General features: G+C 41.7%; 24 protein-coding genes, 1 tRNA gene and 1 riboswitch. Of the genes, 14 read left to right on the forward strand and 11 right to left on the reverse strand.

Going from position 1 to position 24,525, the window contains the following annotated elements; all coding sequences use genetic code 11:
• Positions 1–128: 128 nt before the first annotated feature.
• The 4 genes from J3L18_RS08885 to J3L18_RS08900 all read right to left on the reverse strand — a co-directional run bounded on the left by J3L18_RS08885 (position 129) and on the right by J3L18_RS08900 (position 3,430).
• Entirely contained in the window at positions 129–872 is a 744-nt protein-coding gene (locus J3L18_RS08885) for a menaquinone biosynthetic enzyme MqnA/MqnD family protein (protein ID WP_129570208.1), read from the reverse strand.
• Between the two features lie 13 nt (positions 873–885).
• Positions 886–1,512: a histidine phosphatase family protein gene (locus J3L18_RS08890; RefSeq protein WP_091164592.1), complete on the reverse strand. Its 627-nt coding sequence runs from the start codon at positions 1,510–1,512 to the stop codon at positions 886–888.
• Positions 1,513–1,624: 112 nt separating this feature from the next.
• Complete coding sequence (mqnE, locus tag J3L18_RS08895) at positions 1,625–2,818, reverse strand: aminofutalosine synthase MqnE (protein ID WP_091164589.1); 1,194 nt, start codon at positions 2,816–2,818, stop codon at positions 1,625–1,627.
• A gap of 93 nt (positions 2,819–2,911) precedes the next feature.
• Positions 2,912–3,430, reverse strand: coding sequence for a hypothetical protein (locus J3L18_RS08900; protein WP_129570209.1), 519 nt, complete (start codon positions 3,428–3,430; stop codon positions 2,912–2,914).
• 96 nt (positions 3,431–3,526) lie between these two features.
• Between J3L18_RS08900 and J3L18_RS08905 the strand changes: the two genes are divergently transcribed.
• The 4 genes from J3L18_RS08905 to J3L18_RS08920 all read left to right on the forward strand — a co-directional run bounded on the left by J3L18_RS08905 (position 3,527) and on the right by J3L18_RS08920 (position 8,919).
• The gene (locus J3L18_RS08905; protein ID WP_129570210.1) at positions 3,527–4,642 is read left to right on the forward strand and encodes a trans-sulfuration enzyme family protein; all 1,116 of its coding nucleotides are present in this window, start codon (positions 3,527–3,529) and stop codon (positions 4,640–4,642) included.
• A gap of 219 nt (positions 4,643–4,861) precedes the next feature.
• A riboswitch (SAM riboswitch) is annotated at positions 4,862–4,972 on the forward strand.
• 246 nt (positions 4,973–5,218) lie between these two features.
• Positions 5,219–6,538, forward strand: coding sequence for an O-acetylhomoserine aminocarboxypropyltransferase/cysteine synthase family protein (locus J3L18_RS08910; protein ID WP_129570211.1), 1,320 nt, complete (start codon positions 5,219–5,221; stop codon positions 6,536–6,538).
• A gap of 90 nt (positions 6,539–6,628) precedes the next feature.
• Positions 6,629–7,684: a homoserine O-acetyltransferase family protein gene (locus J3L18_RS08915; protein ID WP_129570212.1), complete on the forward strand. Its 1,056-nt coding sequence runs from the start codon at positions 6,629–6,631 to the stop codon at positions 7,682–7,684.
• Positions 7,684–8,919 carry a homoserine dehydrogenase gene (locus J3L18_RS08920; protein WP_090525929.1) on the forward strand — a complete coding sequence of 412 codons (1,236 nt, stop codon included), beginning with the start codon at positions 7,684–7,686 and terminating at the stop codon, positions 8,917–8,919. The genes J3L18_RS08915 and J3L18_RS08920 overlap by 1 nt, the downstream gene beginning before the upstream one ends.
• Before the next feature lie 75 nt (positions 8,920–8,994).
• Here the strand turns inward: J3L18_RS08920 and clpB are convergent, their stop codons facing one another.
• Positions 8,995–11,613: an ATP-dependent chaperone ClpB gene (clpB, locus tag J3L18_RS08925; protein ID WP_091164568.1), complete on the reverse strand. Its 2,619-nt coding sequence runs from the start codon at positions 11,611–11,613 to the stop codon at positions 8,995–8,997.
• A gap of 361 nt (positions 11,614–11,974) precedes the next feature.
• Positions 11,975–12,412 (reverse strand): DUF4488 domain-containing protein, encoded by a 438-nt coding sequence (locus tag J3L18_RS08930; RefSeq protein WP_129570213.1) that lies wholly within the window; start codon positions 12,410–12,412, stop codon positions 11,975–11,977.
• 182 nt (positions 12,413–12,594) lie between these two features.
• On the opposite strand from J3L18_RS08930, the gene J3L18_RS08935 reads away from it, so the two are divergent.
• Positions 12,595–13,935, forward strand: coding sequence for a sensor histidine kinase (locus J3L18_RS08935; protein ID WP_129570214.1), 1,341 nt, complete (start codon positions 12,595–12,597; stop codon positions 13,933–13,935).
• 377 nt (positions 13,936–14,312) lie between these two features.
• On the opposite strand, the gene J3L18_RS08940 is transcribed toward J3L18_RS08935, so the two are convergent.
• Together J3L18_RS08940 and J3L18_RS08945 are read right to left on the reverse strand one after the other, a co-directional pair.
• Positions 14,313–14,750 carry a DUF5675 family protein gene (locus tag J3L18_RS08940; protein WP_090525933.1) on the reverse strand — a complete coding sequence of 146 codons (438 nt, stop codon included), beginning with the start codon at positions 14,748–14,750 and terminating at the stop codon, positions 14,313–14,315.
• Positions 14,751–14,837: 87 nt separating this feature from the next.
• Positions 14,838–16,259, reverse strand: coding sequence for an ATP-dependent DNA helicase (locus J3L18_RS08945; protein WP_129570215.1), 1,422 nt, complete (start codon positions 16,257–16,259; stop codon positions 14,838–14,840).
• A 57-nt stretch (positions 16,260–16,316) separates the two neighbouring features.
• Here J3L18_RS08945 and J3L18_RS08950 point away from each other — a divergent pair, with 57 nt between their 5' ends.
• The 3 genes from J3L18_RS08950 (at position 16,317) to rsmD (ending at position 18,183) form a co-directional block, all read left to right on the forward strand.
• Positions 16,317–16,790: a hypothetical protein gene (locus tag J3L18_RS08950; protein WP_129570216.1), complete on the forward strand. Its 474-nt coding sequence runs from the start codon at positions 16,317–16,319 to the stop codon at positions 16,788–16,790.
• Between the two features lie 68 nt (positions 16,791–16,858).
• Complete coding sequence (locus J3L18_RS08955; protein ID WP_129570217.1) at positions 16,859–17,671, forward strand: DUF3822 family protein; 813 nt, start codon at positions 16,859–16,861, stop codon at positions 17,669–17,671.
• Positions 17,647–18,183 carry a 16S rRNA (guanine(966)-N(2))-methyltransferase RsmD gene (gene rsmD, locus J3L18_RS08960; RefSeq protein WP_129570218.1) on the forward strand — a complete coding sequence of 179 codons (537 nt, stop codon included), beginning with the start codon at positions 17,647–17,649 and terminating at the stop codon, positions 18,181–18,183. Before J3L18_RS08955 ends, rsmD begins: the two co-directional genes overlap by 25 nt.
• Here rsmD and J3L18_RS08965 read toward each other — a convergent pair.
• Positions 18,180–18,932, reverse strand: a complete 753-nt coding sequence (locus J3L18_RS08965) for a DeoR/GlpR family DNA-binding transcription regulator (protein WP_129570219.1) — start codon at positions 18,930–18,932, stop codon at positions 18,180–18,182. The genes rsmD and J3L18_RS08965 overlap by 4 nt on opposite strands.
• Before the next feature lie 60 nt (positions 18,933–18,992).
• Between J3L18_RS08965 and nudK the strand changes: the two genes are divergently transcribed.
• Together nudK and coaD are read left to right on the forward strand one after the other, a co-directional pair.
• Positions 18,993–19,568, forward strand: a complete 576-nt coding sequence (nudK, locus tag J3L18_RS08970; protein ID WP_129570220.1) for a GDP-mannose pyrophosphatase NudK — start codon at positions 18,993–18,995, stop codon at positions 19,566–19,568.
• 129 nt (positions 19,569–19,697) lie between these two features.
• On the forward strand, positions 19,698–20,159 hold the full coding sequence (coaD, locus tag J3L18_RS08975; RefSeq protein ID WP_091164529.1) for a pantetheine-phosphate adenylyltransferase: 462 nt from the start codon (positions 19,698–19,700) through the stop codon (positions 20,157–20,159).
• Here coaD and J3L18_RS08980 read toward each other — a convergent pair.
• Positions 20,128–20,766, reverse strand: coding sequence for an NUDIX domain-containing protein (locus J3L18_RS08980; protein WP_112657201.1), 639 nt, complete (start codon positions 20,764–20,766; stop codon positions 20,128–20,130). The genes coaD and J3L18_RS08980 overlap by 32 nt on opposite strands.
• On the opposite strand from J3L18_RS08980, the gene pyrE reads away from it, so the two are divergent.
• The 3 genes from pyrE to J3L18_RS08995 all read left to right on the forward strand — a co-directional run bounded on the left by pyrE (position 20,765) and on the right by J3L18_RS08995 (position 23,929).
• Entirely contained in the window at positions 20,765–21,424 is a 660-nt protein-coding gene (gene pyrE, locus J3L18_RS08985) for an orotate phosphoribosyltransferase (RefSeq protein ID WP_129570221.1), read from the forward strand. The genes J3L18_RS08980 and pyrE overlap by 2 nt on opposite strands.
• Positions 21,425–21,516: 92 nt before the next feature.
• The gene (locus J3L18_RS08990) at positions 21,517–21,918 is read left to right on the forward strand and encodes an SRPBCC family protein (RefSeq protein WP_129570222.1); all 402 of its coding nucleotides are present in this window, start codon (positions 21,517–21,519) and stop codon (positions 21,916–21,918) included.
• Between the two features lie 382 nt (positions 21,919–22,300).
• Positions 22,301–23,929 carry an ABC-F family ATP-binding cassette domain-containing protein gene (locus J3L18_RS08995; RefSeq protein ID WP_129570223.1) on the forward strand — a complete coding sequence of 543 codons (1,629 nt, stop codon included), beginning with the start codon at positions 22,301–22,303 and terminating at the stop codon, positions 23,927–23,929.
• A gap of 64 nt (positions 23,930–23,993) precedes the next feature.
• On the opposite strand, the gene J3L18_RS09000 is transcribed toward J3L18_RS08995, so the two are convergent.
• Positions 23,994–24,176 (reverse strand): hypothetical protein, encoded by a 183-nt coding sequence (locus tag J3L18_RS09000; protein ID WP_091164514.1) that lies wholly within the window; start codon positions 24,174–24,176, stop codon positions 23,994–23,996.
• A 266-nt stretch (positions 24,177–24,442) separates the two neighbouring features.
• Between J3L18_RS09000 and J3L18_RS09005 the strand changes: the two genes are divergently transcribed.
• Positions 24,443–24,515, forward strand: a tRNA-Lys gene (locus J3L18_RS09005).
• The last annotated feature ends 10 nt before the right edge of the window (positions 24,516–24,525 follow it).

The following is a 24,525-nucleotide window of genomic DNA, read 5'->3' on the forward strand; positions in this document are numbered from 1 at the left end:
AGATAAGCAATGGAATTGAGAAGGGAATTGTTTTTGCCAGAACCGGGATTTATGTGATTATTGGATTACATAACCAAACAATTCTGATCCTGTAATCCTAAAAATCCACCCAAATCCAGGTTCAGAGATTACAACGCCTTTATATAATCATGAAACAGGTACAGGGCCTTCTTTTTATCCGCTGTTAAATCATAATCTATTTTAACCATCAGGTAGTCGACCAGATCAAAATCATCGCGCATGGGCAGTTCTTTAAACAGATCTTCGCGATGATCAAGGCCGTACTTTAACGACTCGTTAAACTCATCCATAAATTCCCGCGGGATAGGTTTATTGGCTATCCAGGCCGCAAATGTGAAAGGCAGGCCGGTCATTTTTTGCCATTCTTCGGACAGGTCGTAAACGTATTTGTATTGTTGTTTTTTGCCGAAGGTGCGGTCGCCTATTTGTACAAAGGCGGTTTGTTCATCTGCAGATTGAGCATAATCCGGCGCATTACTTACCTGTTTGGGGTTTACCAACCAATGGTTTTTCAGCAGCACGCGGGCAAGATTATTTGAGGAGCGCGACTGCGGATCGAGTTGAATAGTAGTTACGTCCTTAATATCACTATTGCTGAAAATAAAAACGGAGTTTACCGCGCCTACGGCACCAATGCAGTAATCAGAAACAATTTCCCATTGCGGCAAACTCAGTGCTGCAGCAACCGGGATCAGACCGATATCAACCACGTCGTCGATAAGCTTTTGGGCACAATCTGACGGGATATCAAGGCTCAGGTCGATTTTATTAATAATGTCGGTATGTTGAATGCCGTATAAAAAGGGTTTGGTATTAGTGTAGCTTACTGCTGATATTCTAATCTTGTTCACAAATTCGCTATTTCTATTCTTCGGAATGTTTGAGATGTTCGGCATTGTTAAAGTCGATAATTTCGAACCTTTCGCCATTGTAGGTTACCTTATATAATACCAGGTTTTGGTGCGGAAAGTTATCCATTTCGGATAAGGGTTTACCGGTAAGGATACAAAGCAAAAGGCGCAAAGCACGGCCATGCATACATATAAGCACCGTTTTTTCTTCGGGGTGGCTCATAATCACCTCCATGGCCTCACGCTGACGCACCTCAACCTCAAGCGGACTTTCGCCCCCTTCAAATTTACTGTCGAGCTTGCCATCCAGCCAATCACGCATAATCTGCAGGAAAGCGGCCTTATTATCGATAGTTGGCGACTGGCCTTCGTGAATGCCCCAGGCCAGCTCATCCAGTCCCGAAAGCTTTTCATAAGGTATCCCGAGGTCGATAAAAGGCTGAATGCTTTGTTGGGTACGTTTTAACGCCGATATGTAAATTTTATTAAACGGAACGGTTTTATAAGCCTCAAAAAACTGACAGGCCTGTTTACGACCTTCGTCATTTAAATCGGTATCCACACCGCGGCCCTGTATAATACCAAGTTTGTTATACTCAGTTTGGCCGTGGCGTACTATATATAAAGTTTTTTGTACCATTTTCTTGAGCCCAAAGCTGAAAGCCGAAGGCTTAAAGCTTTTTTGCTTTTATCTATGCTAAATTTATTGCTTTGCTTTAAGCTTTCGGCTTTTGGCTTTCAGCTTAAAAAGCTTAATTAATTACCGGTAATTTGTAATACTGCGGTTTCGGTTCGTCGCCGAACACAAAGTTGGTATAATCCGTTACTACGTTATATAATGTGTCACGTTCAATAGGCTGGCGGCCCACATGTTTAATTAATTCTACTACTTGTTTGGTGCTCATGCCGGGATGCTGCTCTTCGGCGCCGGCCATTGAGTAGATTTTGGTGGTATCATCTAATGTTCCATCAATATCATCTACGCCAAAATTAAGCGAAAGTTGCGCGGTAGTACGGCTGATCATAGCCCAGTAAGCTTTAATATGATCAAAGTTATCCAGGTAGATGCGGGCTACGGCGTAGTTTCGCAAGTCTTCAATCACTGAAACCTCGGGCACGTGCGACATCTGGTTATCCTTATTACGGAACTTAAGCGGAATGAATGTCTGGAAACCGCCTGTTTTGTCCTGCAACTGGCGTAAACGCTCCATGTGGTCGACACGGTGTTTATATGCTTCAATATGCCCGTAAAGCATGGTAGCGTTTGAACGGCCGCCAAGCTTGTGCCATTCTTCATGAATAGCCAGCCATTGATCGGCAGTACATTTATCTTTCGAGATCTGATCCCTTATTTCAGGATCAAAAATTTCAGCGCCACCGCCGGGGATTGAATCCAGGCCTGCTTCCTGCATCAGGCGCATGCCTGTGGCGTAATCAATTTTGGCTTTTTTAAAGATGTAGTGATATTCAACCGGGGTTAATGCCTTAATATGCAATTCCGGGCGATGCGCGCGGATGCGGGCGAAAAGTTCCTGGTAAAAAGGCACATCATATTGCGGCAGCACACCACCTACAATGTGAACCTCGGTAACCGGTTCGCCATCATATTTGGTAACCATGTTAAACATTTCATCCATGGTGTACTCCCAGCCTTCCGCCTTTTGTTTCAGCAGCCGCGAGTATGAACAAAATTTGCAGTCGTAAACGCAAAGATTTGTGGGCTCAATATGAAAATTACGGTTGAAATAAGTTTTATCGCCGTGGCGCTCCTCGCGGATGTAATTGGCTAAAGTGCCAAGATAGCCAAGTTCGCCCTGCTCATAAAGCAAAACGCCTTCATCAAAAGTGATGCGTTGTTTGTCAAGAACTTTTTGAGCAATATGCTTTAAATCAGCAGATAAATTCGGATCGTTAAGTAAAAACTGTAAATTATCTGAATTATGCATCAATTAAAAATTTGGTCAAAGGTACTAAAAAGCACAAAAGTAATATGCGTTATGACACATATCGGCCAAATTTCACGGTAAATTACATTAAAGTTACAGAGCCTTGATCTCGCTTATGGAGATGCCTATCGCGCAATCATCCTGGCAACCATTAGGTACATAACTGGCTCCTGATATCATGCCATTATTATTGGTTTCAAAATAAACAGTGTTTGTTTTCTTGTCTGCCGCAAGCCATTCGTTCTTTGCCTTTTTATATACTTCATCAAGAGTGATCGACGCTGCGCCCGAACTATGTTGATCTAACGATGCTTTATTCTCATGCCATTGGTCTCTTATAGTTTTAACAGGAGGCATATTTGCAGTTTTATATTCCAAAACATATGATAAAAAATCCCTCGCTGTAACAACGCCATTTTGAACGGTGATCTTGGTTTCGGAGCCATAACCAAAAACTGAACCGGCATTAACGGTATAAGTATAGGAGTTTTTACTTTCGGCTTTAAAGTTTTGCCATGCTTTATAGCTTTTGTCATAAGCGCTATCATTGGCATCTTTTTTACAGGCAGATAGCCCAATAATTACAAACAGGAAGATAAGGCACTTTTTCATGCGGTTTGGCTTTTAAACTTATTCGATAAAAAATATAAAAACGCTACAGCTAATAACAAATATTCTTGTTTATTTTGGGCGATAACACATTATGCCATGAAAATTGAAACTATAGCCATACACGCCGGTAACCATGTTGATGAAGCAACAAGGGCCGTTATACAACCCATTATTATGTCAACCACGTTTGAGCGCGGTGAGGATGGCGGTTTCCCGGCAGGTTATATTTACAGTCGCTCATCGAACCCCAATCGTCACGCATTGGAGCATGTGCTGGCAAAGTTAGAGGGAGGTGTTGAAGCAGCTTCCTTTTCATCAGGTAATGCGGCCGGGATGTCGGTATTTCAATCATTGGAGCCGGGCACGCATATTATCGCTCCTGATGATATGTATCATGGCTTACGTAATCAGCTTAAAACCCTTTTTGCCGGGATCCTTACTTTCGATTTTATCGATGTAAATGATACCGGGGTTTTACAACAGCACATCAAGCCCGAAACAGGTTTGATCTGGATTGAAACACCATCGAACCCCCTGCTTAAAATAACCGATATTAAAAAGGTGGTTGCTATTGCCAAATCAAAGGGCATTAAAGTTTTGTGCGATAATACATTTGCCACCCCTATGTGCCAGCGACCACTTGAGTTGGGCGCAGATATGGTTATGCACTCAGCCACCAAATACTTTGGCGGGCACAGCGACCTGATGGGCGGCGTTTTGATTACTGCAGAGAACAACGATTGGTGGACAAAAATCCGCCAGGTGCAGGAAATGGGCGGCGCTATCCCCTCGCCTATGGATTGTTATTACCTGGTACGCAGCATCAAAACCCTGCCATATCGCGTAAAGGGCCATGTACAAAACGCTCAATTACTTGCCGAATATCTTGAACAGCACCCTCATGTTGAACAGGTAATGTACCCTGGTTTGCCTTCGCACCCGCAACATGAGATAGCTAAAGATCAGATGCTGGCTTTTGGCGGGATGTTATCTTTTACTATTAAGGGCGATGAGAACGACACGCATAACATTATTAATAAGCTGAAACTATTTATCAAAGCTACCAGCCTTGGTGGTGTTGAAAGCCTAATAGAACACCGCGCTACTGTTGAAGGGCCGGATACCAAAACACCACGAAACCTGCTAAGGGTTTCGGTTGGACTGGAACATATTGATGATTTGATAGCGGATATGGAGCAGGCCCTTGCTTAGGCCTTTTAAGGTAAATAAGGTAAAAGGATAAAGGCGAAAGGTAGCTGCATTTGTCTAAGCTTAAAATTGTTCTCGAATGAACCTTTTGCCTTTGGCCTTTTACGTTTCACCTTCAAAAAAAATAAAATTTGGTACATTAGCTCATAATCCCTTATATTCGCAACAATATTTGGTAGTGATACCAACGTCGATCAATCCTCCGCACATAGTTCGGGTGTTGATTTATAAAGAAGCGGCGAGAGATCAGGCTCAATGACCCGCTGGCAACCCTTCAATGTTGAAGAAGGTGCCAATTCCTGTCCCGGCAAATAACACCGGGGAATATAAATTTATAACCATGAAAAGTTTAATTAAATTTACGCAACGCAACACTTTTTACACCGCAAACGGTAACATACAACGTATTAGCTCCCCTATTGGCTGTATTTGTATGTGTTGCTGCTGTTGATGCTTAGCAAGCTCCTGTTTTTCATTCTCTGAAAAAAGCGTGTTTTTAAACCGGTTGTTTTTAAACCGGCTTTCCAAATTCATCTAAACATTCAAAATCTAAATTAAACACATTAAAAAATTACAACTATGTCTGCCTTAAAATTCGAAACCTTACAATTGCATGCCGGCCAGGAAGTTGATCCAACAACAGGTTCACGCGCTGTGCCCATTTATCAAACTACTTCATACGTATTCAACAGCGCCGAACATGGCGCAAATTTATTTGCATTAAAGGAGTTTGGTAATATCTATACCCGCATTATGAACCCTACTACCGATGTGTTTGAAAAACGCATCGCGGCGTTAGAGGGCGGTGTAGCTGCGCTGGCAACAGCCTCTGGCCAGGCATCCCAATTCCTTGCCCTTAATAATATTTTACAGGTTGGCGATAACTTTGTTACTTCACCTTTCCTATATGGCGGTACTTACAATCAGTTTAAAGTAGCTTTCAAACGCCTGGGTATCGAAGTACGCTTTGCCAAAGATGATACTGCGGCCAGTATCGAGGCGCTTATTGATGATAAAACAAAGGCCATTTTCCTGGAAACCATTGGTAACCCGGGCTTTACCATTGCCGATTTTGAAAAGGTGAGCGAAGTTGCCAAAAGACATGACCTGCCATTAATTGTTGATAATACTTTCGGTGCCGGTGGTTACCTCTTCCGCCCTATTGAACATGGCGCTGATGTGGTTGTTGAGTCAACAACCAAATGGATTGGCGGACATGGTACCAGTATTGGCGGCGTCATTATTGATGCAGGCAATTACAATTGGGGTAACGGTAAGTTTCCGCAATTCACTGAACCATCTGAGGGGTACCACGGGTTGATATTTAACGATGTATTTGGCATTGGAGGCCCGTTTGGCAATATCCAGTTTATTATCCGCGCCCGTGTTGAGGGATTAAGGGATTTCGGCCCGTCGCAAGCTCCGTTCAATTCATGGTTGAATATCCAGGGACTTGAAACACTTTCTCTGCGTGTGCAACGTCACGTTGATAATGCCCTGCAACTGGCCAAATGGCTGGAGCAGCACCCACAGGTGGCAAGTGTAAATTACCCGGGACTGGAATCATCGCCATATCATGAGCTGGCTAAAAAATATTTAAAGAATGGTTTCGGTGGCGTATTGTCATTCGAGATTAAGGGGAGTAAAGAGCAGGCTAGCAGATTGATCAACAACCTGAAACTGGTTAGTCATTTGGCCAATGTTGGCGACGCAAAAACACTCATCATTCAGCCATCGGCAACTACGCATCAGCAATTGTCTGATGAAGAGCAATTGGCTGCCGGTGTTACGCCAGCTTCATTGCGAGTGGCTGTTGGTATTGAGCATATTGACGATATTAAAGCTGATTTTGAGCAGGCTTTTGCAAAAATCAAGCAAGGTGAGGGTGAGTTAGTTTAATAATGTATAGTTTTTTTAAGTGATATAGTAAACGTTATTGCAGGTTGCAGCCGGAAATACCGGTTGCACCTGAAATAACAAAACAACAGAATGAACGCAGAGATATTTAAATACACTAATACTTTTGAATTTGAATCGGGCCGTACAATTGAAGGTTTAGAAATAGGTTTTCACACTTATGGCCGGTTAAATAAGGAGAAAAATAATGTTGTTTGGGTTTGCCATGCGCTTACTGCCAACAGCGATGTATTTGACTGGTGGAAAGGGCTTATTGGCGAGGGTTATTTTTTTAACCCGGAAGAGCATTTTATAGTTTGCGCCAATATTTTGGGTTCTCCTTACGGCACTACAAGTCCGTTGAGCATTAACCCGGTTACCGGCCAGCCATATTATCTTTCATATCCCCAGTTTACTACAAGGGATATGGTTAAAGCGCACCAGTTGCTTGCCCAGCATTTAAACATCAATAATATCAGTGTATTAATTGGAGGTTCGTTAGGTGGCCAACAGGCTATGGAATGGGCTATTATTGAGCCAGAGCGGATCAAAAATCTGATCCTGATAGCTACCAACGCCAAGCACTCGCCATGGGGCATCGCCTTTAACGAGTCGCAGCGTTTAGCTATCACAACCGACCGCACCTTTTACAGCAATACGCCCGAAGGCGGTCAGAAAGGCTTAAAAGCTGCGCGCAGTATCGCGCTTTTAGGTTATCGTACTTATAAAACTTACGGCATTACCCAACAGGAAGAAGCCGACGATGTGCAGGACAATTTCCGTTCTTCATCGTACCAAAATTACCAGGGGCAAAAGCTGGTGAACCGCTTTAACGCCTATAGTTATTGGTACCTGACCAAAGTGATGGACTCACACAATGTGGGCCGGGGCCGTCACGGTGTAGATAAAGCGTTAAGTCTCATCAAGGCAAAAACATTAGTTATTGGCATCTCGTCGGATGTTTTGTTCCCTGTTGAAGAACAGCAATACCTGTTCAGGCATATCCCAAAAGCTGCCTTTTCCGAGCTGGATTCGTTTTATGGGCACGATGGATTTTTAATTGAAACAGAAGCATTAACAAAAATATTCACATCATTTTTTAAAACCGATGTGAAAGGAAAAATTATAGAACTGCAACGTACAGCGTAATGAGTAAAAAGTTAAATATCGGCCTCTTCGGATTTGGAGTTGTTGGCCAGGGGTTATATGATATCATCAAAACAAAGCATTTAAATATCGAGATAGTAAAATTTGCTATTAAAGACCCTAATAAAAAACGTTCTTTACCGGCACATTTATTTACTACCGACAAAGAAGAACTGCTTAATAACCCGGAGATCAATACCATTGTTGAACTGATCAATGATACCGAAGCTGCTTTTGAAATTGTTTCAAGGGCTTTAAAATCTGGCAAAAACGTAGTATCTGCCAGTAAAAAAATGATCGCCCTGCATTTGGACGAACTGATCGAAATCCAGCATCAATACGGCACATCATTATTATATGAAGGCGCTGTTTGCGGTAGTATCCCTATTATCCGCAATTTGGAAGAGTATTATGATAATGAACTACTGCATTCAATCAGCGGTATTTTCAATGGTTCATCAAACTATATCCTTTCAAAAGGCTTTATTGAAGGGCTCGATTATGATAGCGCATTGAAACAAGCCCAGGACCTGGGTTTTGCTGAAACCGACCCAACAAGTGATGTTGGTGGTTTTGACGCCAAATACAAATTGGTTATTGCCGCGGCACACGCATATGGTGTAGTTGTACAGCCCGATGAGGTATTTAACCTGGGAATCCAGAACCTTGCAGCTGCCGATTTGCAATATGCCCGCGAAAAGAACCTCAAAATTAAACTGGTGCCGGTAGCCAAAGAACTTGACGACCGCAACGTTGCCCTGTTTGTATTACCTAAGTTTGTAAACGACAAAGAGTTTTTATACAACGTTGAGTATGAATATAACGGCGTAACCGTACAGGCCGCCTTTGCCGATCAGCAGTTCTTTTTTGGCAAAGGTGCAGGTGGGCATCCTACCGGCTCGGCTGTACTTTCGGATATAGCGGCATTACGTTATAACTACCAATACGAATACAAAAAAGCTAAAGAAAAAACAGACCTTAATTTTACCAATAACATTGAATTAACCATTTACCTGCGTTATGATGACGAGGAACTGGTTGAAGCGCTGAATTTTGAACACATCAATGAGCGTTACTATTCAGGTAATTATAAATTTGTGATAGGAAAAATCAATTTGCAAAATCTGATCGCTAATCAACATCGTATATCTGAGAGTAAGGCTTTCGTAGCCTTTGCCGATCAGCTTACGGGGGTCAGCTTAGCATCGGTAACTAAACAAACAGCTGAAGTTTTTTAATAGATTCTCGGTTGTTAATAAAAAAAGGCTTCTCAAATTGGGAAGCCTTTTTACATTTAATTATTTTTCTACAGCTTATTTAGCTGGTTCCGTAGCTTCTTTAGCCGAGTTCAGGAACACGAACTGGTTATCAAACATATCTATTTTAATAACGCTGTCTTTATCAACTGTACCCGCCAGGATCTGTTTACTCAACTCGTTCAGGATCTTTTTTTGGATAACGCGTTTTAACGGACGTGCACCAAATTGAGGATCATAACCTAACTGGGCCAACCAATCTAAGGCTTCATCGGATGCTTCGATAGTTACACCCATTTCGGCAAGCGTTTGCTGTACCTGTTTAAACTGTAGCTTAACAATATCATGGATCTCATCACGATTAAGTGGAGTAAACATAATAATCTCATCAATCCTGTTCAAAAACTCCGGACGGATAGTTGCCCTTAACAAATTGAACAGCTCGTTCTTGGTTTTTGCTATCAGTTCATCGCGGTTTTCATCTTCCAGGTTTTGGAAGTTTTCCTGGATGATGTTGGAACCGATGTTGGAGGTCATGATGATAATAGTATTCTTAAAATTCACCACACGGCCTTTATTATCTGTTAAACGGCCATCATCCAGTACCTGCAACAAGATGTTAAATACATCAGGATGGGCTTTTTCAATTTCATCCAACAGTACCACGCTGTAAGGCTTGCGACGAACGGCCTCAGTTAACTGTCCACCTTCATCATACCCAACATAGCCCGGAGGCGCTCCTATCAGCCTTGAAACAGCATGGCGTTCCTGGTATTCACTCATATCTATCCTCACAAGTGCACCTTCGTCATTAAACAGGTATTCGGCCAGGGCTTTTGCCAGTTCGGTTTTACCCACACCGGTTGTACCTAAAAATATGAACGAACCTATTGGCCTGCGCTTATCCTGCAAACCTGCACGGCTGCGGCGGATAGCATCACTTATTGCCTCAATAGCTTCTTCCTGCCCGGCTACACGTTTGTGCAGTTCATCTTCAAGATTAAGCAGTTTTTCACGTTCGCTTTGGATCATCTTGCTTACCGGGATGCCTGTCCAGCGGCTTACTACACCGGCAATATCATCGGCGGTAACCTCTTCCTTCAGCATGCGGCTGTCGCTTTGGTTTTCAAGCAGGGCGGCTTTCAACTTTTCAACTTCGGCCTGGGCTTCAACTATAGTACCGTAGCGTAATTCGGCTACCTTACCATAATCGCCCGCACGTTCGGCCTGTTCGGCTTCCAGTTTATAATTTTCAATCAGCTCAACCTTAGTATTGATGCCATCAACAAGGTCTTTTTCGCCTTTCCATTTGGCACGTAATGAATCACGCTGTTGCGACAGGTTGGCTATTTCCTCACTTAGTTCGGCAACCTTACGGTCGTCTTTTTCACGTTTAATAGCTTCGCGCTCAATTTCAAGCTGCATGATGCGGCGTTCCAGTTCGTCAACCACTTCCGGTACCGAATCCATTTCCAGGCGAAGTTTTGATGCAGCCTCGTCCATCAGGTCGATAGCTTTATCCGGTAAAAACCTGTCGGAAATATAGCGTTGTGACATTTCGACAGAGGCGATGATCGCTTCGTCTTTGATCCTCACTTTGTGGTGGGTTTCATAACGTTCTTTCAGTCCACGTAAAATAGAGATGGCATCAGCAGCATCAGGTTCTTCTACCATTACTTTCTGGAAACGGCGTTCCAAAGCTTTATCTTTTTCAAGGTACTTTTGGTATTCGTTAAGGGTTGTAGCACCAATTGAACGAAGCTCACCACGGGCCAGGGCCGGTTTCAGGATATTGGCCGCATCCATAGCGCCTTCTCCCCCGCCTGCACCTACCAGCGTATGGATCTCATCTATAAAAAGGATGATTTCCCCGTCGCTTTGGGTAACCTCCTTTACAACTGCTTTCAACCGTTCTTCAAACTCTCCCTTATATTTGGCGCCTGCAATGAGTGCACCCATATCCAACGAGTATACCACTTTGGTTTTCAGGCTCTCAGGTACATCACCTTTGATGATCCTGAAAGCTATTCCTTCGGCAATGGCAGTTTTACCAACGCCGGGCTCGCCAACCAAAATCGGGTTGTTTTTGGTACGGCGTGACAGAATCTGGATAACCCGGCGAATTTCATCGTCGCGGCCAATAACCGGATCCAGCTTGCCCGAACCTGCATATTCGTTCAAATTGCGGGCATACTTGTTAAGGGCGTTATAGGTAGCTTCAGCGTTTTGATCAGTTACTTTGCTATCGCCGCGGAGTTCAACAATGGCTTTTTTTAGGTCTTTTTCATTAACACCCGAATCTTTCAGGATGCTGCTTACCGCACCACCGGCGGCTAAAATGCCTAACAGCACATGCTCAACAGATACAAATTCGTCTTTAAATTCTTTTAAATATCCCGACGCTTTTTGCAAAGCAGAATTTGCTTCGGACGAAAGGTATACGTTGCTGCCGCTTACCTTGGGGAACGATGCAATCTGCGCATCTAACGTATCATTTAACCTGTTCAGGTTAACATTTAATTTCTTTAATAAGTAGGTAATTACATTTTCATCAACCAGCAATAAGCCTTTAAGCAGATGCGCGGTCTCAATTGCTTGCTGTTGGTTACCAACAGCAATTTCAGATGCCTTTTGTACGGCTTCCTGAGCTTTTATGGTAAAGTTGTTAAAATTCATAGTACTCATTGTTGATCAATTTATCGGCCATAGTATCCATAGTGAAAAATTGTCATTTAAAATTAAATCGCAATGACACTTTGCCATAATTATTAGCAATTTAGGCATTACTATTAACAATAGCACGAGGCAATTTGTCGTTTAATACGTTAAAACAATGATAAAAGTATGCGTCAATGGAGATGTTTAAGGACGCAAAATAGATCAGATTAGCTTAACAACACCTCACTAACAGACAGGCCTTGGCTTGCCTGTTAGTGAAATACTGTGTAACGGATAAAAACAATTGCGAGTATGCAATTCTTGTTGTCTGTAAATGGAGGGCTATAATGTGATAAGGGTTTAGTAAGCCAGCCGCGGTTTAATTATCCAATTTATCAACTTTAACTAAATTGCAGGTCCAGGCAAGTCCTTTTCCGCCATTTCTTCCATCAACTACGCCACTTGTCTTCATCGTTTTTCTATCGCTGCTTAACGTATAATAATTGGCATACTGCCTTCCTTTGAGATCGTATGTAGCGTTGGGTCTCGCGTCTGTAATCGTTAATACATAAATACTGTCGGATAAGACTTTAAAAGTACCGCTGTGCGTAACGATCTGCACATTATTTTCTTTTGCAATATTATAAAAGCTGCCGTCTGACCTGAATACGACTTGAGATCCCGGATTGGTTGTATCCTTCCAGATGCCTACAAACGGTTTAATTTCTTTCTGATTAGCCCTTTCTACAGTTCTACAGGAAAAAGTTGTTAATACAGTAATAAGAATTGCGATAGATTTAAGAGATTTCAGTAACATGTGATTTTGGTTTTATGTGTAAATTAGATTTATTCCTTTTAAAAAACAATGAAGGTTCAACAAAATAGGCTTATAAGTCCTTTGACCGAATATTTAGTAAAAAGGGTTAACCATATACTGTCACATTTCTGTTACAATTTTTATAAATATTTTCATAATTTTGTTTAATCCATAAAATATAATTGAATACCCATTTCTTTTTTAACAGTCTCCCGGTAAAATACCGGTCGCAATACCGTTTGCATTATACTTACCAAAACCTGGTAGCCATAAGGGGGGCCAGTATAGTATTTTTATTGCTTAATGTAATTATCCGGATCCTTTATCTTGTATTCCCCATTAGCTTAACTAAAGCTCAAAACTTTCCCGAGTTTAATTTCAGCAACTGGGTTTTCATTATTATAACTCCTGTTTTCCTGATAGCCAGTAACCTTTTTATCGTTAGTTTCAAAAGCCATAAAAAAGCTACAACAGGCATGTCATTGCTTGTATTTTTGTTTGCGCTTTATATTATTGTTTGCGGCATGTATTCCAGCTTTATAGCCACCTCTAATCCGAGTAATGCCCTCACCTTATATCTTGTTGCATTAAGCTTGATCAGCGTGATAATTGTTTTTGAATACTATGAAACCGTATTGCTGCTTATTGCTATTGAGCTTTTTTTTACTTCCCTGCTATTTTACAGTGAAACGCCGGCTACGGATATGTTGTATAACCAGTTGATTTCAGCTATCTTACTTTCCGGCTTTTATTTTATCTCAAGGTACTTTTTTTCCTACAAGGCCAACTATTATTTTCAGGTGATCGAGATCCGCGAAAAAAATTCGGAAATTGAAAAAGCAAGCGAGTTTAAAAACCAGGTGTTGGGTATGGTTGCCCATGACCTGCGTAACCCGATAGCTGCTGTTGAATCAATTGCCATGATGATGGAACTTGATGAGGTAGATGAGGAGACACAAGACAACATCAATATGATGAAGGCATCCTGCGTAAAAGCGCGGAGTATTATTGATGACTTACTGGAGGCAGCCCGAAACGAGAACATCGCGATTATTGAAACTCAAAACATCGAGCTTAACCAATGGCTTAACAACATAGTGGGCGAATGGAAATTACAGCTGGGCAATAAAGTTAATGTGCTGTTCAGCAGTTCGATAAGTGTTGCCCATGCGCTCATAAACCATGAAAAATTTCATCGGGTTATTGATAACCTGATCAGTAACGCGGTGAAATTTTCAAAAGATCAGGATAATGTGGATGTGCGCCTGCTTAAACTAAATGATACGGTAGTTATTGAAGTTCAGGATTACGGCATGGGCATCCCTGCCAATATGCTGCCGGAAATTTTTAACCAATTTTCAAAAGCAGGCCGAGCCGGTTTACGCGGCGAAAAGTCGACCGGGCTTGGGTTGAGCATTGTACGCCAGATCATTGAAAAGCATAAAGGCACTATCAGCGTTACCAGCACCGAGGGACAGGGTTCAACGTTCAGGATCACCTTGCCGGCAGTTAATTCGTTTTAGGATATTAAACAAGTCTTTGTTTATCCAGGTAATCTTCTCACATGACCACTTAAAATGGGGGTCATACTGAGCCCGTCGAAGTATGGCGGACAGGGCCTCTGCGCACGAGTCTTCGAAGGGCTCAGACTGACAGTCCCTCTTTGTCATCTAACCTTCATAGTCCATGGATTTTAATCACTACCCATGATAACTTAAAAAATGGGTGTCATACTGAGCCCGTCGAAGTATGGCGGGCTGGGCTCTGCACACGAGTCTTCGACAAGCTCAGACTGATAGTCCCTCTTTGTCATCTAACCTTCATAGTCCATGGATTTTAATCACTCAGCATGACGGCGTAGATGCGTCATTTCACCTTCAAGCATTTATAATTTGCTATATTAAACAACCTCAATGGTCACGGTACCTCCTGCCTTAAGGGCCTCAAAAATCTTTGTATTGAGTTTAGCTGTAGCCATTGTACTATGCAGAACAGCATCAACGCCTTTATCTTCACCGGGGAGAAGGCAGCCGTCGGTGTCCTTGGCAAAATTCCCAACATGAATCTCAATCCCGGCGAAACCGGGTACATTCTCTAATAATGGCAGGTTTTCGTTGTGTTTGGGGCTGAAAAATTTGACTACATTATAAGTTCCTGTAGGAATGGCTGTTTGCGTTTTAATTTTTATTGATGCAATTTGAGCAAGTGTCATTTTGCTATTCAGCCCTCTGTCAACGTCCTCCAGTATAAAACATTCGAAGGCGCCATTTATTGATAGTTCGCCAATGGTTGATTGTTTGGTTTTGATTTTTCTTTCGAGTTTTAAGTTTAGGTTCATGATACCGGTTTTTAATTGCTAATATTAGTAATTAAAAATCTAATTATCAATAGATTATATTGATAAAAGTAAATTTATCTTTGAAGGTTATTCTTCCTTTAATTTATAAAACCTGTTATCGAAATTAACCAAAAATAATTCGGTGGTAGCTCGGGTGAGCGCGGTATAAAACCATCGCAAAAAATCCATATTGATCATCTCATCGGTTACATACCCCTGATCAACAAAAACTGCATCCCATTGTCCACCCTGTGCTTTATGGCAGGTAATTGCATAGGCAAATTTTATTTGCAAGGCATTGTAATAAGGATTAAGCTTCAGCTCATTGTGCATGGCCCTTTTATTAGGTAAATGTTCATAATCCTTCATTACTTCCTGGTAAAACCGTTTCTGATCATCCTGGCTTAACGCGGGCGAATCGGCATAAAGCGTATCAAGCAAAACCTTACAATCAAGGGTTGGATCTTCGGCATAGTCAATAAATTCCAGCTGCACATCGGCAAAACGAAAACCATACATCTCTTCGGTGCGGCGTACTTTTACTATACGGGCAATATCGCCGTTGGCAATAAACGCGGTACTATTTTCATCTTTATCCTGCAGCCAAAAGTAATTATTCTTTACTATCATGATCTGATCGCCGCCGGTAAGCTCCTCCTCCCGGTATAAAATGCGGTTTCGAATTTGCCCGTTGTACAAATTGGCATTTTTGTTTGAGCGGCAAATGATAAGTGTACGATCATAGCCGTATTTGCGATAGGCATATTCCAAACCTTCAGGCAATCGCTCGCCGGTCATCCTGAAAACATCTTTAAACCCCTTGGTCACAATTTTAGGGATCTCTATGATCTCCTCACGGATCAGATCGCGGATATTGGTGGCATTATATAAGATACCCGAATTCTTTTGCTGGCGCAAAACCTCGGTAAGCTCATAACTGAATATCGACAGGCCAAATTTATCGCCCATAAGCTGCACGTCGAGCGCAGGGCTATCGTCGGCTCCTACAGGCGGTAACTGTGCGGTATCACCTACCAGTATCAGCTTGCAGTTTTTATCATTATAAACATATCTTAGTAAATCAAATAATAACGACACGTGATTGCTGCCCATGGCCTCATCCGAGATCATGGAGGCCTCATCAACAATAAAAAGCGTATCGCTGGCCAGGTTATCGGCAAGGGCAAAACCATCATCGATCGTCAAGGCCGATTTTTTACGGTAAATGCGCTTATGAATTGTAAAAGCTTTTCGCCCGGAGTAATTGGTAATGACCTTGGCGGCACGTCCGGTTGGGGCAAGCAGCACGGCTTTATAGTTATAATGCTTCAGTGCCTTTACCAGCGCGCCCACGATAGTTGTTTTCCCGGTGCCGGCATAGCCTTTCAGAATAAAGCATTCGTCGCCTTCGGTACTTTTTAAAAAGGCATGCAGCTTGCTAAAAAGTTCCGTTTGCTGGCCTGTTGGCTCATGCGGGAATGACTGGCGGATATGATCGGGACTTGACACCCTGCAAAAATGATGATAAGTAATTTAATTCAGTAAGATTAGTTTTACATTTGACCCATGGAATTTGACGAAAACAAAGAGGAAGAAAAATACAGCGAAGACGATTATGTAGATATTTACTCCAAAAGGGCGATATTTTGGTTTTCGTTTTTTAACCTGATATTTGGCGGTGTACTGCTGGTTATCAATTTATACAATGCAGGTTACAGAAAGGCGGTTCCGGCGGTGCTGGCCTTTGTATTATTTTTTTCCTATCTCTCCTACTTTGTTATCATGCATTCGGGCGTTGACCTGCAACAGGTTGTTGACGCCATGAACGTAACGGCCAAAGGCGGCCAGCCAACACCAGCGCAGGTTACAGCAATGCTTTCGGTAGCAGGCCTTAACATAGGTTTTGGGCTGATTGGTGCTTTGATTCTAAGCCAGTTTTTTTTCAGGAGATATTTTCCGGATAATGATTATTATCCTAAGCCTGTAGGGTTGCCAATTTTGATCTTTATCATCCTGATGATATTAACCCGCATTTTATAACAGCATACCAATTTGGGCTGCGGTAATTACTGTATCTGCCAAAAAATATTACTTTTGTTAAAACCGGTATGAACGAACACAATTATACTTACCACGATGATAACTTTAGTTTAGATAAAACTGAGGATTATACTTTATTAATACAGGTTGAAGACAAATCGTTTTCGTACGCCATAAGTAATAACGGCAAGCTAATAGCCTGGGCCGAAAATTACCCATTTGATGAGCTAAGCGATCCGCAGGAATTGCTTGACCTGCTGTCGGCCAAATACGGGCAAATGATTATCGGTTTACCAGCTCATAGCTTTACGCTGGTGCCGGCAGAATTGTTTAGCGGTGAGCGCCTGCCGAACCTGGCCCGTTTCCTGGATGTGAAAGCCGACAGCAAAGTTATAGCCCAGGTATTAGATAAGGAAAATATCATCGTATACAATACCAGCGAGGCCATTGTGAGTACCGCGGAAGAATTTGGCATCCGTAATACCGTTTTTACATCAAAAGGCTGGTTAACTGCCATTGCCCAAAACAATCCCGGCACCGATTGCCTTTACCTCAATATTGAAAAAGAAAAGGTGGAGATAGCTCATTTTGCATCCGGCAAACTGCGTTTCTATAACTCTTTTGAATTTAATGGCGATGATGAACTGGTTTACTTTACTGTGCTGGTTGCCAATGAACTTAACCTCGAAGCTAAATATACCAGCTTGTATGTAAGCGGTAACATTGATGCCGACAGTAAAGGACTAAGCCGCCTGGCCGAATTTTTCAAAGCGGCCGAAGTCAATAATTTACAGGTGTTACAATTACCCGCGGAGGTTGTAGCTCACAGGGTGTTATCAATAGCGGCTCTTTCATTATGCGCATTATCGGAGGCAGTTTAAAAGGCTTAAGGCTTAATCCGCCAAAAAATCTTCCTGTTCGTCCTACAACCGATTTGGCAAAAGAAGCTTTATTTAATATCCTGCTTAACCAAATAGAATTTGAAGGCATTAAAGTGCTTGACCTGTTTAGCGGCACCGGCAACATCTCGCTTGAATTTGCTTCACGCGGAGCTTCAGAAGTTATATCTGTCGACAGGAGTATTCATTGCGTTAATTATCTTAAAGATACCTCACGGCAGCATAAGCTTACGCAAATAAAAACTTACCGCGAAGATGTATTCAAATACCTGAATATTGAAACGGAACAATACGACCTGATATTTGCCGACCCGCCGTATGACCTGAACAGGATCCCCGATTTGCCAAAAGTTATTTTTGAAAAGAACCTGCTTAAACCTGATGGCCTCTTAATTGTTGAACACCAGTCCCTGCAAAATTTGAGCAATCATCCCTCTTTTGTTGAACAAAGAAAATACGGGCATTCGTCATTTTCGTTTTTCAGACCGGTTTAGATATCTGCCTTTAAAATAACTATCCCGCTTTCTTTAAAGCCCTTTAACCGCTCAGGATCTGCATCGGTAATGATCGCGTTGATGATATCTAAGCCTGCAAAATTAAGGTATGTTTCCTTGCTTATTTTGCTGATATCACACAGAATATAGGTAAATGCGCTGCTTGCAGCGAAAGCTGTTGTAATGGATGCTTCATGTTCACTATTGGCGAACAATCCTGCTTCCGAAATACCGTCAACACCCAAAAAAGCTTTGGTTGCCCTATACTTTTGAATATGCTCAATAGCTGTAGTTCCATGTACAGCCTGTCGCTCTTTATCTAGCTCCCCTCCTATTATATTAACACTCACAGCGCTATCCTGAAGCTCATATACTACAGGCAATGAATTTGTTATAACCTTTATCTTCTTGTTTTTAATGAACTGGCATAACCTGAAAACAGTACTTCCGCAATCCATAAAAATAATATCCCCGTCGCTGATTTGTGATGCGGCCCTGCGGCAAATGGCATCTTTAACAGCTGCGTTTTGAGCGCTTTTATTCACAAAGCTATGTGGCTTTTCGTGAGGATTAACTTTTGTTGCTCCTCCACGAGTACGGTAAAGCAATCCATCGGCTGCTAACTGGTTCAGGTCGCGGCGCGCTGTAATTTCCGAAATGTTCAGTTCGGCAGCCAATTGCTTTATATCAACCTCTCCGGTTTGACTGAGCTGCTCAATTATTTTTTGTTTTCTTTTTGGAAAGTTCATTTTATTAATCCTATTTTCGTTCAAAAATAATCATTATCAATCATAAACGATCAAAAAAAAATGATTCAGATCAAAATTCTTTATACCGATATTTTATCAGATAACTGGTATATCCTTAAAAAAGTAACTTACGAGATTACGGAAAAAGACGGTAATACCGCTGTGCAAAGCCGTGAAGCTTATGACCGCGGCAACGGCGCAACCATTTTGCTTTATAATAAAGCACAATCATCTGTAATATTAACCAGGCAATTCAGGCTGCCAACCTATATCAACGGCAACCCCGATGGAATGCTGATTGAATGTTGTGCCGGCTTGCTTGATAAGGATAATCCGGAAGATTGCATCCGTAAGGAAACCGAGGAAGAAACCGGCTATAAAATAACGGATGTTAAAAAGGTTTTCGAAGCTTATATGTCGCCGGGCTCTGTTACCGAAATCCTTTACTTTTTTGTTGCCGAATATGCCAAAGAAATGAAAGTTAGCGATGGCGGTGGGCTCGCCCACGAAAATGAAAATATTGAAGTTTTAGAGCTGCCATTCAGCGAAGCCCTTCAAATGGTAAAAACAGGTGAAATAAAAGATGGCAAAACAATTATGCTTTTACAGTATGCTCAATTAGCTTCGCTGGTTTAGGTTGTTTTAGTGATCAAATGAATGGTTCAACTTGTCAAATATAAAGTCGCTCATTAAATAATGCCGATAAAAGGCAAAAAACAACTGTTCATTTAAAGAACCCAATCAACTATTCATTAATTTTACTGCATGAAGACAGCCCTTTTTCCAGGTTCATTTGATCCGCTTACTAAAGCTCATGTTGATATTGTGAAACGATCTGTTGAGCTTTTTGATAAGCTTTACATAGGTATCGGCGTGAACAGCAGCAAAAAGGGGTTGCTGAGTGTTGAACAGCGCGAACAAATGATCAGAGCCGTTTTTGAGCATGATGAACGGATCCACGTGATAGCCTATGAAGGCCTTACTGTCGATTTTTGCAAAAGCATAGGCGCCGCTTACATGATCAGGGGGATCCGTACAGTATCAGACTTTGAGTATGAAAAAGCGATTGCCCAGATGAACCATTCGCTGGCACCCGACATCGAAAGCATATTTATTGTAAGCAAGCCCGGTTATTCATCTATCAGTTCAACCATTGTGCGCGAAATTATCCGCTATAATGGCGATGTAAGCCAGTTTATTCCGAAAGAGGCATTACCTTATTTGTAACCAGCTTTTCTTTGTGCAACACATCCATAATAGATGGGAAGGTATTTTCAATTATTGGTTCAATATGATGGTGTTCAAACCAGCGCACATCTGTAATACCCTCTTCTTTTTGAGGTTTTAGCTTTTCTTTACCCTTACTTGTCATGGCAAACCAATGCGTTTTCTTAAGCACTACCTCGCCGCGGTTAACATATACATGGTATGTTTTACAAATTTTTTCTCCCAGTTCGCTCACTTTTATACCGCACTCCTCCTCTACCTCACGCACTGCCGCTTCTTTCACTTTTTCCTCTTTTTCTATTTTGCCTTTGGGCAGGTCCCATTTATCATTACGATAAATGAATAAATATTGCCCCTTAGTGTTCATAACCAGGCCGCCTGCCGCTTCAATAAGTGTAATATTCTTTTTAACAGCTTTAAGATACACCTTAGCGTTTGCTGTTTTTATGTAGAACAATTTGTTAGGATTAGCAAGGATCCAGGTATATATAATTTTAAGGTCAAAGGTCTCTGCATCAAGCCTTTCAAAATTATCTGCATGCTTTGGTTCAGATTCTGTGAGCAGGATAACCTTTTCGTTAATATAAATTCTGTATTTTTGAGCCATGTTTACTAATAATGAGATCGAACAACAAGTAGCCGAATTCCTGCTGCAAATTAAAGCAATTAAATTACAACCCAATAATCCTTTTACATGGGCATCGGGCTGGAAATCTCCAATTTACTGCGATAACCGTGTTACACTTTCTCATCCAACTATCCGCACTTACATCAGGCAACAATTAGTGGCAGCCATACAGGATAAATTCGGGTCGGTTGGCTGCATTGCAGGTGTAGCAACTGCGGGTATTCCGCAAGGTGCATTAGTAGCCCAGGAATTAGGCCTTCCATTCATCTATGTACGTTCAAAACCAAAAGAGCATGGTACAGGCAGCATGATTGAGGGCGATGCCGCTACTACTTCAGGCAAGCGGGTTGTGGTTATCGAAGATCTGCTTTCAACCGGTAAAAGCAGTCTGCAGGCCGTTGAAGCGTTGCGTGCCGCAGGTTATGACGTTGCAGGCTTGGCAGCTATATTTACTTATGGCTTTGATATTGCCGACGAAAACTTTAAACAGGCCAACTGCCCATACGTAACCCTGTCAAACTATAACGCGCTTATTAAATACGCGGAAGAACATCAGTTTATTAACGAAAAGGATGTAAACCTGCTCAAACAGTGGCGCGAAAACCCATCAACCTGGGGCGAAATGGCTGCAAGTTAAGACCGTTGATTTTTTTGATTTCGATGATTGCGCTGATTTTTAGATTGTTCGTCAGCGTAATTTGTCTCAAATCTCATATCTCAAATCTATCCATGAATACATTCACCAGTACGATAAGTATTAACAAGCCTTTAACGGAGGTTTACGATTTCCTGGCCGATTTTAATAATCACCGGCAACTGATGCCTGATAATATCCAGGAATGGACATCCACCCGGGATGAAGCCCGTTTCAGTATCCAGAATATGGCCAAGCTTGTTTTGAAAATTGAGGAGCGTGTGCCCAACCAGCTGATAAGGATCATACCTGCCGAGAAACCACCATTTGACCTGGAACTAAAATGGTCGTTATCTTTTAATAACGACCATACTGATATTTTATTCACCATTGGCGCAGAGCTTAGCATGATGATGAAAATGCTGGCATCAGGTCCGCTTCAAAAATTGGCCGACCATGAAACGCAAAGCTTATTTAATATTTTAAACCAAGCTTAGAGCGTTGCCCTAAAGCTTATAATTAATATATTTTTAATATACTTTGCGCTTTTGTGTATTGTTGATGGCTATTACCACATTGATGATAATTAAACCTATAATTAATGCTCCCATGACCATTGTTAAATAATTTAAATAAATTGTTACACTGTATGTTAGTCAAAGGCTGTACCATTATATTATAACTGGTTAGATATAGCGATTAAACGTATTAAATATACTTTTAGTTTACACTACATTATCATTTCTGTGTAATTGTATACCCATGGATTTAATTTATGGGGAAAATTGCTGCTCAAAAAATCCCCATCCATAATATCAGCACCATATATCGTTAAAATGAAGATTTTACCGTACTTTTGCGCCAAATTAGAGGTGCAGCATGATCACGGTATCCAATCTTTCTTTACGTTACGGTAAGCGTACTTTGTTTGAAGACGTAAACCTGAAATTTACACAGGGCAACTGTTATGGTATTATTGGCGCCAATGGCGCGGGTAAGTCAACATTCCTGAAAATTCTTTCGGGCGATATTGACCCAACCAGCGGCTCGGTGAGCTTCACTCCCGGCGAACGCATGGCTGTTTTGAGCCAAAACCATTACGCTTTTGACGAATTCACAGTTATCGAAACGGTGATGATGGGCCATAAGGAAATGTACGCCGTAATGAAGGAGAAAGACGCTATTTATCTTAAAGAAGATTTTAGCGATGCCGATGGCGAACGCGCGGGTGAACTGGAAAACCTTTTTGCCGAAATGGACGGCTGGAATGCCGAAAGCAATGCCGCTACCCTGCTCAGCAACCTTGGCATTAAAGAAGAATTTCATTATCAACTGGTTAAAGACCTTGATAACACCCAAAAAGTACGTGTTTTATTAGCCCAGGCACTTTTTGGCAAGCCAGATATACTGCTGCTTGATGAGCCTACCAACGATTTGGACATCCACACCATTAGCTGGCTGGAAGATTTCCTTGCGTCATATGAAGCTATTGTACTGGTAGTATCGCACGACAGGCACTTCCTGGATACTGTATGTACCCACGTAGTAGATATTGATTTTGGCAAAATGACCATTTATACAGGTAACTATACCTTCTGGTACGAATCGAGCCAATTGGCCCTTAAACAACGTGCCGAACAAAATAAGAAAGCCGAAGATAAAGTTAAAGAGCTTCAGGAGTTTATCCGCAGGTTTAGTGCCAATGCGTCCAAATCAAAACAGGCAACCAGCCGTAAAAAAGCATTGGATAAAATCAACCTGGATGAAATTCAGCCATCAAACCGTAAATATCCGGGTATTATATTCAACAACCTGGGCCGTGAAGCCGGCGATCAGATCCTGACCGTTGAAAACCTGGGCAAAACCCTTAATGGTGAGGTGCTGTTCAATAATATCACCTTCACTGTAAACAAAGGCGATAAAATTTCTATCCTGTCGCAAAACAGTTTGGCAACTACCGCTTTCTATAATATTTTAACAGGCCGCGATAAAGATTTTACAGGCACCTTTAAATGGGGTGTGACAATTAACGCGGCTGATATCCCTAACGACAGCAGCGAATACTTCGATGGCAAAAGCGACAACCTGATTGATTGGCTGCGCGAATATTCGCCTGGCGAAAAAGACGATCAATTTATCCGCGGCTTCTTAGGCCGTATGCTATTTTCGGGTGAGGAAGTTATGAAAAAATGCAGTGTGCTATCGGGTGGCGAAAAAATGCGCTGCATGTTTAGCCGTATGATGCTGCAGCAAGCCAACCTGCTGATGTTTGATGAACCAACCAACCACCTCGACCTGGAATCGATTACAGCGCTTAATAATGGTATGAAAGATTTCCGCGGCACAATCCTGTTCACCTCACGGGATCATGAACTGGTTGAAACGGTAGCCAATCGGATTATTGAGTTAACACCAGGTGGTTACATTGATAAACTCATGACCTATGATGAATATATCAACAGCCCTGTAGTGCAAAAACAACAGGAAGATTTATACGCTGCTGTATAATAACTGGTAAGGGAATATATGAGGCCTGGTAGCATAATACTACCGGGCCTTTATATTTTATAACTTATAATAAGTTAAACCCGGAGGCCTGCGTTTCGAGCTGATTAATAGTAGATTCGTCGCTAAACAGGTAAAAATGATCTTTAGTGTACGAATATTGAACATTTAAACCGTTTTGGGCAATAAAATCTTTAACAACGCTTTCATATAGCAGCTTGTTAATTTTAAGTAATTTTCTTTTTTTCATGAGAGATAGATATTAAGTTTTACAATTTAAGTAGCTTTTGTTAAAATTCCAACAAAAAAACTAACATTTTGTTAGGAAGTTGCTATAATTAACTTTTTTGGCCGAGCCGGGAATAAAATGAACACCAGGAAGATGAAAGCGGGTTATTACTCCAACCTTTAATTTTACAATAAGCAGATTAAAATAATTGTTAACTATGAGTAATTCCGTCTGCTGAAAAAGAAAATAATTTGCATATTTGCAACCCGGGAAAAGCTGGTACATATGACTCCGTAGCTCAGCTGGTAGAGCAAATGACTCTTAATCATTGGGTCGAGAGTTCGAATCTCTCCGGGGTCACTTTCTTAGG

Origin of the sequence: Mucilaginibacter gossypii, from assembly GCF_017569325.2 — a bacterium.
GTDB classification, from domain to species: domain Bacteria; phylum Bacteroidota; class Bacteroidia; order Sphingobacteriales; family Sphingobacteriaceae; genus Mucilaginibacter; species Mucilaginibacter gossypii.

Excerpts from the sequence above, each read along its gene's own strand:
- J3L18_RS08920 (WP_090525929.1), top strand. The coding sequence starts at position 7,684 with ATGAGTAAAAAGTTAAATATCGGCCTCTTCGGATTTGGAGTTGTTGGC.
- J3L18_RS08955 (WP_129570217.1), top strand. The coding sequence starts at position 16,859 with ATGAACGAACACAATTATACTTACCACGATGATAACTTTAGTTTAGAT.
- J3L18_RS09000 (WP_091164514.1), bottom strand. The coding sequence starts at position 24,176 with ATGAAAAAAAGAAAATTACTTAAAATTAACAAGCTGCTATATGAAAGC.
- J3L18_RS08915 (WP_129570212.1), top strand. The coding sequence starts at position 6,629 with ATGAACGCAGAGATATTTAAATACACTAATACTTTTGAATTTGAATCG.
- J3L18_RS08890 (WP_091164592.1), bottom strand. The coding sequence starts at position 1,512 with ATGGTACAAAAAACTTTATATATAGTACGCCACGGCCAAACTGAGTAT.
- coaD (WP_091164529.1), top strand. The coding sequence starts at position 19,698 with ATGAAGACAGCCCTTTTTCCAGGTTCATTTGATCCGCTTACTAAAGCT.
- clpB (WP_091164568.1), bottom strand. The coding sequence starts at position 11,613 with ATGAATTTTAACAACTTTACCATAAAAGCTCAGGAAGCCGTACAAAAG.
- J3L18_RS08950 (WP_129570216.1), top strand. The coding sequence starts at position 16,317 with ATGGAATTTGACGAAAACAAAGAGGAAGAAAAATACAGCGAAGACGAT.
- J3L18_RS08980 (WP_112657201.1), bottom strand. The coding sequence starts at position 20,766 with ATGGCTCAAAAATACAGAATTTATATTAACGAAAAGGTTATCCTGCTC.
- J3L18_RS08905 (WP_129570210.1), top strand. The coding sequence starts at position 3,527 with ATGAAAATTGAAACTATAGCCATACACGCCGGTAACCATGTTGATGAA.
- mqnE (WP_091164589.1), bottom strand. The coding sequence starts at position 2,818 with ATGCATAATTCAGATAATTTACAGTTTTTACTTAACGATCCGAATTTA.
- J3L18_RS08900 (WP_129570209.1), bottom strand. The coding sequence starts at position 3,430 with ATGAAAAAGTGCCTTATCTTCCTGTTTGTAATTATTGGGCTATCTGCC.
- J3L18_RS08990 (WP_129570222.1), top strand. The coding sequence starts at position 21,517 with ATGAATACATTCACCAGTACGATAAGTATTAACAAGCCTTTAACGGAG.
- J3L18_RS08930 (WP_129570213.1), bottom strand. The coding sequence starts at position 12,412 with ATGTTACTGAAATCTCTTAAATCTATCGCAATTCTTATTACTGTATTA.
- J3L18_RS08910 (WP_129570211.1), top strand. The coding sequence starts at position 5,219 with ATGTCTGCCTTAAAATTCGAAACCTTACAATTGCATGCCGGCCAGGAA.
- J3L18_RS08995 (WP_129570223.1), top strand. The coding sequence starts at position 22,301 with ATGATCACGGTATCCAATCTTTCTTTACGTTACGGTAAGCGTACTTTG.
- nudK (WP_129570220.1), top strand. The coding sequence starts at position 18,993 with ATGATTCAGATCAAAATTCTTTATACCGATATTTTATCAGATAACTGG.
- J3L18_RS08940 (WP_090525933.1), bottom strand. The coding sequence starts at position 14,750 with ATGAACCTAAACTTAAAACTCGAAAGAAAAATCAAAACCAAACAATCA.
- J3L18_RS08965 (WP_129570219.1), bottom strand. The coding sequence starts at position 18,932 with ATGAACTTTCCAAAAAGAAAACAAAAAATAATTGAGCAGCTCAGTCAA.
- rsmD (WP_129570218.1), top strand. The coding sequence starts at position 17,647 with ATGCGCATTATCGGAGGCAGTTTAAAAGGCTTAAGGCTTAATCCGCCA.
- pyrE (WP_129570221.1), top strand. The coding sequence starts at position 20,765 with ATGTTTACTAATAATGAGATCGAACAACAAGTAGCCGAATTCCTGCTG.